The organism is Deinococcus detaillensis (genome assembly GCF_007280555.1).
Classification (GTDB): Bacteria; Deinococcota; Deinococci; order Deinococcales; family Deinococcaceae; genus Deinococcus; species Deinococcus detaillensis.
In genome coordinates, this window is sequence record NZ_VKDB01000008.1 from 62,666 (window position 1) to 75,608 (window position 12,943).

At 60.4% G+C, this 12,943-nt stretch carries 13 protein-coding genes and 1 riboswitch; of the genes, 6 read left to right on the forward strand and 7 right to left on the reverse strand.

The window, feature by feature from the left end; all coding sequences use genetic code 11:
* Positions 1–5: 5 nt before the first annotated feature.
* Both FNU79_RS09435 and miaA read right to left on the reverse strand, forming a co-directional pair.
* On the reverse strand, positions 6–1,283 hold the full coding sequence (locus FNU79_RS09435; protein WP_225429998.1) for an MFS transporter: 1,278 nt from the start codon (positions 1,281–1,283) through the stop codon (positions 6–8).
* The gene (miaA, locus tag FNU79_RS09440) at positions 1,280–2,200 is read right to left on the reverse strand and encodes a tRNA (adenosine(37)-N6)-dimethylallyltransferase MiaA (protein WP_143720602.1); all 921 of its coding nucleotides are present in this window, start codon (positions 2,198–2,200) and stop codon (positions 1,280–1,282) included. Before miaA ends, FNU79_RS09435 begins: the two co-directional genes overlap by 4 nt.
* A gap of 217 nt (positions 2,201–2,417) precedes the next feature.
* Between miaA and miaB the strand changes: the two genes are divergently transcribed.
* From miaB to FNU79_RS09460, 4 genes are all read left to right on the forward strand, one after another.
* The gene (gene miaB / locus FNU79_RS09445) at positions 2,418–3,797 is read left to right on the forward strand and encodes a tRNA (N6-isopentenyl adenosine(37)-C2)-methylthiotransferase MiaB (RefSeq protein WP_143720603.1); all 1,380 of its coding nucleotides are present in this window, start codon (positions 2,418–2,420) and stop codon (positions 3,795–3,797) included.
* A complete protein-coding gene (locus FNU79_RS09450) occupies positions 3,794–4,060 on the forward strand; it encodes an acylphosphatase (RefSeq protein ID WP_124867707.1) in 267 nt (88 codons plus the stop codon). The genes miaB and FNU79_RS09450 overlap by 4 nt, the downstream gene beginning before the upstream one ends.
* Before the next feature lie 63 nt (positions 4,061–4,123).
* Positions 4,124–4,233: riboswitch (SAM riboswitch) on the forward strand.
* Positions 4,234–4,350: 117 nt separating this feature from the next.
* On the forward strand, positions 4,351–5,667 hold the full coding sequence (locus FNU79_RS09455; RefSeq protein WP_143720604.1) for an O-acetylhomoserine aminocarboxypropyltransferase/cysteine synthase family protein: 1,317 nt from the start codon (positions 4,351–4,353) through the stop codon (positions 5,665–5,667).
* Positions 5,664–6,650: a homoserine O-acetyltransferase family protein gene (locus FNU79_RS09460; RefSeq protein ID WP_143720605.1), complete on the forward strand. Its 987-nt coding sequence runs from the start codon at positions 5,664–5,666 to the stop codon at positions 6,648–6,650. The genes FNU79_RS09455 and FNU79_RS09460 overlap by 4 nt, the downstream gene beginning before the upstream one ends.
* 2 nt (positions 6,651–6,652) lie before the next feature.
* Here the strand turns inward: FNU79_RS09460 and scpB are convergent, their stop codons facing one another.
* Both scpB and FNU79_RS09470 read right to left on the reverse strand, forming a co-directional pair.
* Positions 6,653–7,177: an SMC-Scp complex subunit ScpB gene (gene scpB, locus FNU79_RS09465; RefSeq protein WP_143720606.1), complete on the reverse strand. Its 525-nt coding sequence runs from the start codon at positions 7,175–7,177 to the stop codon at positions 6,653–6,655.
* Positions 7,174–7,800, reverse strand: a complete 627-nt coding sequence (locus FNU79_RS09470; RefSeq protein ID WP_143720607.1) for an L-threonylcarbamoyladenylate synthase — start codon at positions 7,798–7,800, stop codon at positions 7,174–7,176. The genes scpB and FNU79_RS09470 overlap by 4 nt, the downstream gene beginning before the upstream one ends.
* Positions 7,801–7,880: 80 nt before the next feature.
* On the opposite strand from FNU79_RS09470, the gene FNU79_RS09475 reads away from it, so the two are divergent.
* On the forward strand, positions 7,881–9,110 hold the full coding sequence (locus FNU79_RS09475) for a type II secretion system F family protein (protein WP_143720608.1): 1,230 nt from the start codon (positions 7,881–7,883) through the stop codon (positions 9,108–9,110).
* Between the two features lie 51 nt (positions 9,111–9,161).
* Here FNU79_RS09475 and ispH read toward each other — a convergent pair whose 3' ends face one another.
* From ispH to FNU79_RS09490, 3 genes are read right to left on the reverse strand one after another with little or no spacing between them, the layout of a single operon-like run.
* Entirely contained in the window at positions 9,162–10,178 is a 1,017-nt protein-coding gene (gene ispH, locus FNU79_RS09480; RefSeq protein ID WP_143720609.1) for a 4-hydroxy-3-methylbut-2-enyl diphosphate reductase, read from the reverse strand.
* A 56-nt stretch (positions 10,179–10,234) separates the two neighbouring features.
* Positions 10,235–10,912: a hypothetical protein gene (locus tag FNU79_RS09485; RefSeq protein ID WP_318636139.1), complete on the reverse strand. Its 678-nt coding sequence runs from the start codon at positions 10,910–10,912 to the stop codon at positions 10,235–10,237.
* Complete coding sequence (locus FNU79_RS09490) at positions 10,909–12,072, reverse strand: phosphopentomutase (RefSeq protein WP_143720610.1); 1,164 nt, start codon at positions 12,070–12,072, stop codon at positions 10,909–10,911. The genes FNU79_RS09485 and FNU79_RS09490 overlap by 4 nt, the downstream gene beginning before the upstream one ends.
* Positions 12,073–12,168: 96 nt before the next feature.
* Here FNU79_RS09490 and lptB point away from each other — a divergent pair, with 96 nt between their 5' ends.
* Positions 12,169–12,942 (forward strand): LPS export ABC transporter ATP-binding protein, encoded by a 774-nt coding sequence (gene lptB, locus FNU79_RS09495; protein WP_143720611.1) that lies wholly within the window; start codon positions 12,169–12,171, stop codon positions 12,940–12,942.
* Position 12,943: the final 1 nt, after the last annotated feature.

The following is a 12,943-nucleotide window of genomic DNA, read 5'->3' on the forward strand; positions in this document are numbered from 1 at the left end:
AGCGGTCACGACACTTGCGTGGAAGTGGACGGCGGTTCGGTTAAGGGCAAGTCTTCGGCAATGTCGGTAAGGTCCATCGCCCGCAGTTCGGGGGCCAGATAAGCGGTGACGCCCACCACGATCAACGTCACGATGCCGCCGAGCCAAACACTGCGGGCGGTGCCGAGCAGCTTGGCCGCCACGCCGCTTTCAAAAGCGCCCAGTTCGTTGCTCGCACCGATAAACATCCCACTGACGGCATTCACCCGTCCGCGCATGTGATCGGGCGCTTTGAGTTGCAAAGTGGCGCTGCGAATCACCATGCTGATCCCGTCAAAAATGCCGGTGGCGATGAGTGCGGCCACGCTCAGGTAAAAGTTGCGCGAGAAGCCGAACACCATGATGCTGAGGCCAAAGCCGGCGATGGCGCTCAGCAGGATGCGGCCTGCGCCTTTGCCCGGCGGGTGCTTGGTGGCGTAGAGCATCACCGCCAGTGCGCCCACGCTGGGAGCCGACACCAGCACGCCGAGACCGGTGGGGCCGACCTTGAGAATGTCGGAGGCGAAAATGGGCAGCAGCGCCACCGCGCCGCCGAACAGCACGCTGAACAAATCGAGCGCCATGCTGCCGACCAAGACTTGCCGCTGCACCACGAAAGCCAGTCCTTCTTTGATGCTCTGAACAAACGGCTCACCCACTTTGAAGCGGGGAACGGGCTTGGACTTGACGAAAGCGACGCAGCCCAGCGAGACGAGCAGCAGCACGAAGGCGAAGGTGTAGGAGCCGCCCGCGCCGATGCTGGCGTAGAGGACGCCGCCGAGTGCCGGGCCAGCGATGGAAGCCGCTTGACCCGCGCTGGAGCGCCACGCCGAGGCCCGCAGCAACAGTTCACGCGGCACCACCTGAGCCTGAAAAGCGGGCAGCGCCGGATCCGAGAAGCCGCGTGCGAGGCCGAGGACAAAAATCAGGCTCAGCAGCGGCCAAATGCCGGAAGTGGGAGCGTGCGGAGCGTAAAGCGCAAAGCACAGGGCGCAAATGACTTCCACGCTGATGGTGAAGAGGAGAATGCGGCGGCGGTCATTTCTGTCGGCGACCACGCCACCGAACAGAGCGAGGCTGAGCGCTGGGATAGCTTCCACCAATCCCAACAGGCCCAGCGTCAGCGGGTTTTTGGTGATCTGGTAAAGCTGATAGGCCAGCGTCAGGGCCACCGCGCGGCTGGCCAAAGTGCTGGTGACGGCGGCCAGCAGCATCGCGCGGAATTCGGGTAAGTCGAGGACGTTTTGGCTGGAAGGCGAGCTCACGGCGTTAGTTTAGACGTGCGCGGGCGCTCCTGGGCGCAGGACAGCAGCGCTTGTAAGTCAGCTTCCACTTGCGCCCGGGTTTGAATTTCCGCGCCGAGCTGGGTTCTGGCCCACGTCAACTGACGCTTGGCATATTGGCGGCTCTGGAGACTGATTTGAGCGGCGGCTTGGAGCTGGGTCAGTTCTCCGCGTGCAAGGGCCAGCGCAGCCGTGTAGCCGAGGGCTTGCCAAACGGTGGCGGAAGATTCAGGCGAAATTTGGCTGACCAGCCACGCCGCTTCCTCCGGCCAGCCTGCGGCCAGCATGGCGTCTACGCGGGTTTTGATGCGCTGTTCTAAGTCGGGCTGTGTAAAGGCAAAGACTCGGTAAGTGTGGGCGGGCTGGGTGGTGCCGAATTCAACCGGAAATTTTCCAGTGCGCCGCTGAATTTCTAGGGCGCGGACGACTCGGCGCGGATTGCGCTCCATCCTGGCGGCCTCGGTGGGGTTGAGGGCGGCGATTTCGGCCAGCAGAGCGTCTAGGCCGCGCTCACTGAGTTCAGCTTCGATTTGGGCGCGGGCGGCGGGGTCGCTGGGTGGGGTCAGCGGCAGACCGCGCATGAGCGCTTTGAGGTAAAAGCCAGTTCCGCCGACGATCAGCGGGATGTTTTGGCGGCTGAGGACATCGGTGATGGCCGCTTCGGCCCGGCTCAGCCACTGGGCCACGTCAAAAGAGTCTTGGACGTTCGTGACATCGATCAGGTGATGCGGGACTTGTTGTTGCTCGGCGGCGCTGGGTTTGGCCGTGCCGATGTCCAGTCCCCGGTACACGGTGAAGGCGTCAGCAGCCACGATTTCGAGCGGGAAGGCCTGGGCCAGTTTAAGGGCGAGGGCCGTTTTTCCGGCGGCAGTGGGGGCAGTAAGGATGGGGAGCAGCAAAGTGAGGGCAGTTTAGCTTACTTACAGCCAGCGCCTCTCTCAGGTAAAAAAGCGCTTCAAAACCATTGGAGGAGTGCGACGGTGGCCAATCTGCCCTTGCGTAGTGATAAAGCCAGTTATATATATTCCTTGACTCTCCCCTTTTGCCCTTAGACTGCGCTAGTATTCCTGCTTGACCCGTGGCTCTGGAATCCATCCAGCTCGCCCAGGAGGACGCATGAAAGCACACTTGATTACTTACGGCTGCCAGATGAACGAATACGACTCGCATTTGGTTCAGTCTCAACTCGTCTCGCTCGGCGCGGATATGGTGGATTCTATCGACGCCGCCGACTTTGTGCTGATCAACACCTGCGCGGTGCGCGGCAAGCCGGTGGACAAAGTTCGCAGCGTGCTGGGCCAGCTCCGCAAGGAAAAAGCCCTGCGTCCACTGGTGATCGGGATGATGGGCTGCCTCGCCCAACTCGAAGAAGGCCAGCAGATTGCCCGCAAGTTTGAAGTCGACGTGCTGCTGGGGCCGGGCAGCCTGCTCGATATCGGCAAGGCGCTGGAAAGCAACCAGCGCTTCTGGGGCCTGAACTTCAAAGACGAACTCCACGACCACATTCCACCGCCACCGACCGGAAAACTGCAAGCCCACCTGACCATCATGCGCGGCTGCGACCACCACTGCACCTACTGCATCGTGCCGACCACGCGGGGGCCGCAGGTCAGCCGCCACCCTGACCTGATTTTGCGCGAACTCGACAGTTTGCTCGGCGCAGGCGTCAAGGAAGTCACTTTGTTGGGCCAGAATGTCAACGCGTACGGCTTTGACGCGGGCGCAAAACTGGCGGGCTATCCCAGCTTCGCCGAACTGCTCAGGATGGTGGGCGCGAGCGGCATTCAGCGCATCAAATTCACCACCAGCCACCCGATGAATTTTACCGAAGACGTGGCGGCAGCGATGGGCGAGACGCCAGCGGTCTGCGAGTTCGTGCATTTGCCGGTGCAGAGCGGCTCAGACAGAGTGCTGCGCCGGATGGCCCGCGAGTACAACCGCGAGAAGTACCTGACGCACATTGCCCAGATCAGAAAGCACATGCCGGAAGCGGTACTGGCCACCGACATTATCGTGGGCTTTCCCGGCGAAACTGAGGAAGATTTTCAGGAGACGCTGAGCTTGTATGACGAAGTGGGCTACGACTCGGCTTACATGTTCATCTACTCGCCGAGGCCCGGCACGCCGAGTTACCAGCACTTTCAGGACTTGCCGCGCGAAGTCAAAACCGAGCGGCTACAGCGCCTCATTGCCGTGCAAAAAGACTGGAGCGCCAAGAAAAACGCCCGTTTTCAGGGCAGTATTCAGGAAGTCTTGCTGCGTGGCGACGCTTACTCGGAAGGCCACTTGGAAGGCCACACGCGGGGCAACCACCCGATCGTGGTTCCCAAAGCGCTGGGCGCGGTTGGTGCAGGGCTGTATCAAGCGCGGGTGACGGCCACCACGCCGCATATGCTCTACGGCGAACTCGTCGGCGTAGACGGTCAGACGCTGCCGATGGTGCCCAACTTCTTGCCGGAAGCGGCGGCGCTCTCTAGCCCGCTGACGATGCTGTGAAGCGCCTCACCGCCCTGATTTCCGGAACTGTGCAGGGGGTGGGCTACCGCTTGTACGTGCAGCGCTACGCCCGCGACCTCGGCTTGTCGGGCTACGCCGAGAACACCGACGATGAGCGGGTCGAAGTCGTCGCTGAGGGCCACCAAGAAGACTTGGAACGGCTGCTGCACCAGCTTAAACGCGGTCCCAAGCACGCGGTGGTGGAAAGTGTGGACGCCCAGTGGGCCGAGAGCAGCGGCCTGAGCGGGTTTCATATTTACTGAGCGTTGGCTTGACCCTCCGCTGCCCAGCCGCTAGACTACCCGAGTTCTCCAAGCGTGAGAACACTCTTATCCAGAGCGCCTGAGAGATTTGGCTCAGTGACGGCGCAGCAACCGGCCCTCATCGCGGCAACGGTGCTTCATCCAAGGCCCAGCGCAAGCGTTAACGATGACCGCGCAGGGACGACGATAAGGGCAGGGTTTTTTTTCTATTGACTCCCTCCCGATGTAGGCTGGGGGGCTTTTTTATATTGGCTCCCAGCAGTTCTCTCAGCCCACCGGAGGGCCACTTTATGACGTATAAGCACTTTGAAACCCTGCAAGTTCACGCCGGACAAAGACCCGATCCTGCCACTGGCGCTCAGGCCGTACCGATCTACAACACCAATTCGTATGTCTTCGAGTCTACGGATCACGCCGCCAAGTTGTTCGGCTTGCAGGCCTTCGGCAATATCTACTCGCGGATCATGAATCCCACTACCGACGTCTTGGAGCAGCGCGTGGCGGCCTTAGAGGGCGGCGTGGCGGCGCTGGCCGTCTCCAGCGGACACGCCGCGCAGTTTCTGGCGATCACCACGCTGGCACAAAATGGGGACAACATCGTCAGCACGCCCAATTTGTACGGCGGGACGGTCAATCAATTCAAAGTCACTTTGGCAAGACTGGGCATCGAGGTGCGCTTCACTTCCGGCGAGGAAAGAGCCGAAGAGTTTGCCGCGCTGATCGACGACAAGACCCGCGCCGTGTATCTGGAAACGATTGGCAACCCGGCGCTCAATATCCCTGATTTTGAAAGCATCAGCGCTGCCGCGCATGCCAAAGGCGTGGCCGTCATCGTGGACAACACGTTTGGCGCGGGCGGGTACTTTTGCCAGCCGCTCAAGCACGGCGCAGATTTGTTGGTCGAAAGCGCTTCCAAGTGGATCGGCGGGCACGGCAACGGCATCGGCGGAATCATCGTGGACGGCGGCACCTTCAACTGGGGCAACGGGCGTTATCCGCTGATGACCGAAGCGAGTCCCAGTTACCACGGGCTGAATTTCTGGGAGGCCTTTGGCGAGGGCAACGCGCTGGGCTTGCCGAATATGGCGTTTATTTTGCGTGCCCGCACCGAGGGCCTGCGCGACTTGGGCCCGACCCTGGCTCCGCAGCAAGCTTGGAATTTTATACAGGGCCTAGAAACCCTTTCTTTGCGCGGCGAGCGGCACGCCCAGAACACGCTGGCACTCGCCAAGTGGCTCTTGGAGCAGCCGGAAGTCAGCAAAGTCACTTATCCGGGTTTGGAGGCGCATCCACACTTTGAGCGTGCCCAGAAGTATTTGCCGCGCGGTGCAGGCGGGGTGCTGACCTTTGAACTTTCCGGCGGCAGGGCAGCGGGCGAAGCGTTTATTGAACGGGTTAAGCTGGCCCAGCACGTCGCCAACGTGGGCGACACCAAAACGCTGGTGATTCACCCGGCCAGCACCACCCACTCGCAGCTGGATGGAGCCGCGCAGGCCGCAGGCGGCGTCACGCCGGGCTTGGTGCGGGTGTCGGTGGGCATCGAGCACATTGACGACATCAAAGAAGACTTCGCGCAGGCGTTCGTGGGTGTGTTGGAGTCGGTATGACGGCGGTGCAAAGAGAGCCGAGATTTGTTCAGCCGCCCAGCGAAACGCCGGAGCGATGTTCGGTCGTCTTGTTCTGTGACGCTCCGCTGCTGCTCGACAGTGGACAGGTCGTCAGCGACGTGCGGGTGGCTTACCACGCGTATGGGCGGCCCAGTACGGACGCGGTGCTGGTGCTCCACGCCCTGACCGGCGACAGCGCCGTGCATCAGTGGTGGCCTGCCGTGTTCGGGCGCGGCAAAGCGCTTGATCCTGACCGGCAATTCATCATTTGCAGCAATGTGTTGGGCGGCTGCGCGGGCAGCAGCGAACCTGCGGAGCTGGGGCTGGGCGAGCTGACTTTGCGGGATATGGTGCGGGTTCAGCGCGAACTGCTGCGCTTTTTGGGCGTGGAGAAAGTCAGCGTGGTGGGCGGCAGCATGGGCGGCATGCTGGCTTATGCTTGGCTGCACAGTTTTCCTGATCTGATCACCAAAGCGGTGATGATCGGCGCTCCCGCACGGCACTCGCCCTGGGCCACCGGACTGAATACCGCTGCCCGTAGCGCCATTTTGGCGGCTCCCGGCGGCGAGGGCTTAAAAGTCGCTCGTCAGATCGCCATGCTGAGTTACCGCTCACCGCAGAGTTTTGCGCAGACCCAAGCGGGGCCGAGTTCGCGTCAAGCTGGCAGGGCGGCTATTTCCACTTACCTCGAATATCAGGGGCAAAAGCTGGCTGAGCGCTTTTGCGAGCGCAGTTATTTGGCCCTGACTCACGCAATCGACACCTTTGAGCTCAGCGACGCCGATTTGAAGTTGATCGGAACGCCCGCTTTGGTGGTGGGTATTTCCAGCGATCAGTTGTATCCAGCTTCAGAAGTGCGGGCACAGGCGATGAACTTGCAAAATGTGCAGTATTGGCAGCTCGAAAGTCCGCACGGCCACGACGCTTTTTTGATGGACGGCGCAGAGATGAACGAAGTCGTCAAGAATTTTTTGATGAGCTAAGTCTACCCGCGCAGCAACTGACTGAATTCTGTGCCCTCTGAGAGCAGCGGCGGCAAGTCAGCCAAACTTCGCAACCCAAATTCCAGCAAAAAGCGCTCCGTGGTGCCGTAGAGCAGCGGCTGGCCGAGCGCTTCAGAGCGGCCCACCACTTTGATGAGTTCGCGCTCCTGCAAAGTGACGACCGTACCGGCGCTGCCGCCGCGCATCGCTTCGATTTCGGCCCGCATCACCGGCTGACGGTAAGCGATGATGGCCAAAACTTCGAGCGCCGCGCCTGACAGACTCGGCAGCGGCGGCGGGGCGAGCAGGGGCGCAAGTTGCTGGGCCAGTGCGGGCGGCACCACCAAGCGGTAGCCGCCCGCCACGGCTTCGACTTGAAAGCCCAAGTCCGCTTGCTGAACTTCGCCAATGAAGCTTTGCAGCGCCGCAGCGACCTGAGCCTCCGGGAGTTCAAACAGCTTGGCGAGTTCGGCAGCCCTGACCGGACGGCCAGCCGCCAGCAGCGCCGCGCCGATCAAAGCTCTCACCGCTTTGCCAAGAACTGAGCGGTGAAAGTATGAATGACGCTGGCCGGAACAGCTCCTTCACGCAGAATTTGTCCGGTTTGACAGTCCACGACGGTGCTGGGCAGTCCGCCAGGCTCAGTTTCGCCGCTCAGTAGCACGCTGGCCAACCCATAACGCTGCGCCTCAGCCCATGTCAGAGCGCTCGGCTGACCCGCTGGATTGAAGCTGGTGGTCGCCAGCGGGCCTTCCCAACGCTGGAGGAGTTCTTGCGTCAGGGCGTAGCGCGGCACGCGCAGACCCACTTTGCCTTCAAAACTCAACCAAGGCGGGCAAGCGGAGGAGGCTTGGGCCACCAAGGTAAGCGGACCGGGCAGCAGCGTAAGGAGCGCTTCAAAGAGAGGCTGCCCTGACTCAGCGAGGTGGCGGGCCTGCTCAGTATCGGCGCAGCAGACTTGCAAAGCCTTGCCTTCGGGGCGGCCTTTGAGACGCGACAAAGCTTGGACGGCGCTGGGAGAACGGGCATCTGCGCCCATTCCCCAAACGGTTTCGGTGGGAAAGCCGATGACTTGGCCGCTTGCCAAGGCTGCTAAAGCTTGCGGCCACGGCTGTATTAAGTCGGATTTGGGGGAAGGGTTGGGCGGCATGAATAAAGTTCTCCAGTTTGAGTCGGGCCTTGCGGGCGGCTGTAAGTCCAGCGCAAGACTTCACCGACTATACTCACTGCATGCCGGTCTTTGAATACCGCGTGCGTGATCGCAGCGGCAAGATTCTCAAATCCCAAACTGAAGCGGACACCATTGCTCAGGTGCGCGACTCGTTGCGTGCCAAGGGTCTCCTGATCGTCGACATCAAAGCCCCCAAAGGCGGGATGCAGACCGATCTCAACGACCTTAAGATCCCCTTTCTGAGTGACCGCCCACCAGGCCTCAAGCCGATTGCGATTTTCTCCAAGCAGCTCGCCACCCTGATTAATGCCGGGGTGCCGCTGGTGCAATCGCTCACTATTTTGCAGCGTCAAATCGAACATAAGGGGCTGCAAAACGTCGTTCGCAAGGTTCGCAATGATGTCGAAGCGGGGACGCCGCTGTCTGAAGCGATTGCTAAGTTTCCCAAGGTCTTCAATCGCCTCTATATCAATTTGGTGCGCGCAGGCGAAACCAGCGGCACGCTCGACAGCGTGTTAGAGCGAATCGCTGAATTCCAAGAGAAAGATTTGGCAACTCGCGGGAAGATCAAGAGTGCCATGACCTATCCAGTGATTGTTTTAGTCTTTGCGCTCTTAATTACTTATTTTCTGCTCACTACCATTGTTCCGCAGTTCGGGGGAATGTTGACACAGCTTGGTGCAGAATTGCCTCTACTCACTCGGGTCTTGATGGCGATGTCTGACTTCTTGAAGACGAAAACCATTGTGATCGTTCTGATTGTTGCGGCCCTCGTTTTTGCCTACCGCTATTATTACGCGACTAAAAAAGGTCGGCGTGTCGTTGATGATTTCAAATTAAAAATTCCTGTTTTCGGTACCTTGATCCAGCGGAGCGCCATCGCCAGCTTCGCCCGCACCTTTGGCCTACTGATCAACAGCGGCGTCAATATCATTGAAAGTTTGGAAATCACTAAAGGTACGGCTAATAACGCCATCGTGGAAGACACCATCGAAAATGCCAAAAACGTGGTGATGGTCGGCGAACAGATGAGTGGCAGCCTCGCGGCCAGTCCAGTGTTTCCGCCGATGGTGGTCAGCATGGTGGCGATTGGCGAAGAAACCGGTGCCCTCGATACTATGCTTGCTAAAGTCGCCGACTTTTATGACCGCGAAGTAGAAGAGGCCATTGAAGGCCTTACTGCCGCTATCGAGCCGATTATGATTGTGTTTCTCGGGGCCATCGTCGGATTAATCGTGGCCGGGATGTTCCTGCCAATGTTCAGTATTATCAGCGCACTGAGTAAGTAAGGGGGGAATCATAAACGTTGGGCGAATCTCTAAAACAGATTCGCCCAACGTTTATACCTTCAGCGCCGTTTGCTTACTGATTTCTCCCAGTGGCCCTACCTTCTTGGGTTCGCGGAAGGTGATGTTTTCCCACTCGCCTTGTTCAGTGACTTGCAGTGCGGGATTGAGAACTCGGAAGTACTCCACCACAGCCTGCACTAGGTCGTCGGGCGTGCTGGCGGCGCTGCTGATGCCCACCGAACGCACGCCGCTCAGCTCCAGCGCCCGCACATCGTCAGCCGTCTCCAAGCGGTACGTGCGCGGGCACAGCTCCGCCGCCAACTCCAAGAGGCGCATTCCGTTGCTGCTGTGGGTACTGGTCAATACCAAAAAGGCGTCTACTTTCGGGGCAATCCGCTTGATCTCGTCTTGGCGGTTTTTGGTGGCGTAACACAAATCCTCGCTGGGCGGAATGAGGAGGGCTGGAAAACGCGCCTTGAGAATGTCCACCGTGCGGCGGGTATCGTCTACGCTGAGGGTCGTTTGGGTCAGCACCACCAGCTTTTCAGGGTCGGGTACCTCAACGGTGTGAGGATCGCTGAGGCCCTCGCCGGTCTTGCCCAAAACGCCGACGATGATGGTTTGCTGCGGCGCTTCGCCCAGCGTGCCGATGACTTCTTGGTGGCGGGCGCTGTCGCCGATCAGCAAAATGGTGTAGCCTTCGCGGGCATATTTTTTGGCTTCGGTATGCACCTTGGTGACCAGCGGACAGGTGGCATCAATAGTCGAGAGGCCCAATTCACGGGCACGCTGCCGGACTTGCGGCGAAACGCCGTGCGCCGAAAACACCAACGTTTCGCTGCCTGCTGGCAACATCTCTAAGCTGTCCAGCTCTTCTACAAAGTGAACGCCGTGGCCCTCTTCGAGCCGCGAGACGACGGTGTGGTTATGGACGATGCTGTGATAGACCGTCAGCGGCTTGGTTTCGGTTCGGGCGGCCTTTTCGACGGCTCCGATGGCCATCACCACGCCCGCGCAAAAGCCTCTAGGTTTGGCAAGAATAAGCTGTTCAACGCAGGATTGAGGCATCAGGCGCTTAGTTTAACGTCTGTGTCTGACGGGGAGGGTAGCGCGTCTTCCTTAAGTCAACTCCGACGCCGCCTCGGTTTGTCGCTTTTCTCGCTCCTCCCCTCTTCTTTACGGCGTGCCTCGATGACCAAGCTGGCGTCCACACTCCCGAAATCGGTGGGCTGCACCAAACGCAGGAGGCGGTGCGGCGCGGTCAACTCGCTCGCCACATACGCACCGCCAGGGCGCAGATAATAGGTGCGGGCAGCCTGACCCGCCACCTCCGTTACCGGCAGCGGCTGGATATGCACCGCGCCGCCGGTCAGGGCCGCCCGCCAAAGGTGCTCGGGCGCGTCAGGACTCCGCAGAGCCATCACCAGACTGACCGGATCGTAATGAGCGGTGAGCAGCGGCGCGGTGGCTTCCTCGCGGTTTTGGCGCAGGGTAATCAACGCCGCCTCCACGTCGAAGAACGTCTCGAAATGCGGTTTATTGCGCCCGTCGCTCTCGCTGTAGCTTAAACTGGAAAAGTCCGGCCAGTAGCGCGACACCTGCACCTTTCGGATGACCGGTAACACCCCGCCGAAATCGGTTTGCACCCGCGTTTGGTAGCCCACGCCCTGAGCGCCGAACTTCTCCGGCTGGGTTTGCCAGATTTGCTCCCCGGCAAAGCGCCCGCCCAAGGTGAGTGTCAGGCGCAGCGACTCGCTGCCCAACCAGCGGGGACGCTCAGCAGGGGGCGCGGCCTGAATCACTGAATCAGATTCCAGAAGCTCTCGCCGGGGCCGTTCCACTTGACGTTCAGGGCCTCGGCCACCGTCGCGCCGATGTCGGCAAAGGTTTGGCGGTCGCCCAGATGCACCCCAGCACCTTTGCCGGCTGGTCGGTAGGCCAGCAGCAAGCCGTGTTCGCGGGTGTGGTCGGTGCCGGGCCAAGTCGGGTCGTTGCCGTGATCGGAAATCAGCAGCAAGCAGCCATCGGCGGGCACTTCGGCCAAGAGTTGCGGCAGGGCGTCGTCAAAGGCCCGCAGCGCCTGTGCGTAGCCGTGCGGGTCACGGCGGTGGCCATATTTGCTGTCGAAGTCCACCAAGTTGGTGAAGACCAAACCGTTAAAATCTTGGTGCATCCGGGCCACCGTTTTGCGAATGCCGTCGGCGTTGTCGTCGGTGTGGTGCTCTTCGGTAAAGCCCTGATGGTCGTAGATGTCGGGAATTTTACCGATGCCGATTACGTCTTTGCCGGCGTCCTTGAGGGCGTCCAGCACTGTGCGGGGCGGAGTCAGCGAGAAGTCGCGGCGCAGTTCACCGGCCCGCTCGAAGGGATATTCGCCCCGGAAGGGACGGGCGATCACGCGGGCCACTGCGTATTCGCCCTGCAAAATCTCGCGGGCGGCCTGACACCAGGCATAAAGGGTTTCAATCGGCACTTTGTCGAGGTGGGCGGCGATTTGAAACACGCTGTCACCAGAGGTGTAAACAATCGGGTCGCCGGTTTTGAGGTGCTCGGGGCCGTAATCTTTGATGACCTCGGTGCCGCTGTAAGGCTTGTTGCACAGGTAGCCGGTGCCGGTGGCCGCCGTGAACTGATTCATCACAGCGCTGGGAAAGCCGTTTGGAAAGATTTGGAAAGCGTGTTCGAGCTGCACGCCCATAAATTCCCAGTGACCGGTGGAGGTGTCTTTGCCGGGACTGACTTCCCTAAGCCGGCCAAAGCTGCCGCTGGCCTGCGTTGGAGCAGGGGTGGCGAGTTCAAGGGTGGGAACTTGGCCCAAACCCAGCGCGGCGAGGTTGGGCAGCTCTACGCCGCTGGCCTTGAGGGTGTGGTTGAGGGTGTGCGATCCCACGTCGCCAAACGCCTGCGCGTCGGGCAGCTCGCCCGCGCCTACCGAGTCCAGCACGATGATGGTAAATTTCATGCAGACAGTTTAGAGCATTGTCCGGGGCGCAAAAGGCCACGACGCTTGGTGAACGCGCTCACCGCCCTCAATTTTGGCCGTGCTAGGCTGTGCCGCGTGACCGCTGCCGCTCCCCAAGTTGACCTTCACTTTCCCGCCAATGGACAAACCGATTTCGAGGCGAGAGGCCTCAGCAAAACCTACGGCCGCCGCCAGGTCGTGCGCGGCGTGGATTTGCGCGTCACGCGCGGCGAAATCGTGGCGCTGTTCGGCCCCAACGGCGCGGGCAAAACCACCACTTTTTACATGATGGTCGGCTTCGTGCGCCCCGGCGGAGGCCGCATCACCTTGTCGGGTCAAGACGTTACGCGGCTGCCGATGCACCAACGCGCCCGGCGCGGGATCGGCTACTTGCCGCAGGAACCCAGCGCTTTTCGCAAGATGAGCGCCCGCGATAATTTGCTGGCGATTTTGGAATATCAAAACCTCAGCAAAGCGGAGCAAGAAAAGCGGGCCGACAGCTTGCTGGAAGAGTTTGGCCTGACCCACTTGGCGGCTTCGCAGGCCTATCAGTTGTCGGGCGGGGAGCGCCGGCGCTTGGAGCTGGCCCGAGCCCTGACCACCGATCCTGATTTTTTACTGCTGGACGAGCCGTTTACTGGCGTCGATCCCAAAAGCATCCGTGAAATTCAGCGCTTGATCCGTGAGTTGCGTGACCGGCGCGGCATCGGGGTGTTTATCACCGACCACAACGTCCGCGAAACCATTGCGCTGTGTGACCGGGTGTATTTGATGTATGACGGCGAAGTTAAATTTGAAGGCACGCCCGCCGCCTTTGCCCAAGATATCGACGCCCGTAACCACTACCTCGGCGACGACTTCGAGCTGTAAG

Bases quoted from the DNA above. Each gene is read 5' to 3' on its own strand.
- miaB (WP_143720603.1), top strand. From the start codon at position 2,418: ATGAAAGCACACTTGATTACTTACGGCTGCCAGATGAACGAATACGAC.
- FNU79_RS09455 (WP_143720604.1), top strand. From the start codon at position 4,351: ATGACGTATAAGCACTTTGAAACCCTGCAAGTTCACGCCGGACAAAGA.
- FNU79_RS09460 (WP_143720605.1), top strand. From the start codon at position 5,664: ATGACGGCGGTGCAAAGAGAGCCGAGATTTGTTCAGCCGCCCAGCGAA.
- FNU79_RS09470 (WP_143720607.1), bottom strand. From the start codon at position 7,800: ATGCCGCCCAACCCTTCCCCCAAATCCGACTTAATACAGCCGTGGCCG.
- FNU79_RS09475 (WP_143720608.1), top strand. From the start codon at position 7,881: ATGCCGGTCTTTGAATACCGCGTGCGTGATCGCAGCGGCAAGATTCTC.
- ispH (WP_143720609.1), bottom strand. From the start codon at position 10,178: ATGCCTCAATCCTGCGTTGAACAGCTTATTCTTGCCAAACCTAGAGGC.
- FNU79_RS09490 (WP_143720610.1), bottom strand. From the start codon at position 12,072: ATGAAATTTACCATCATCGTGCTGGACTCGGTAGGCGCGGGCGAGCTG.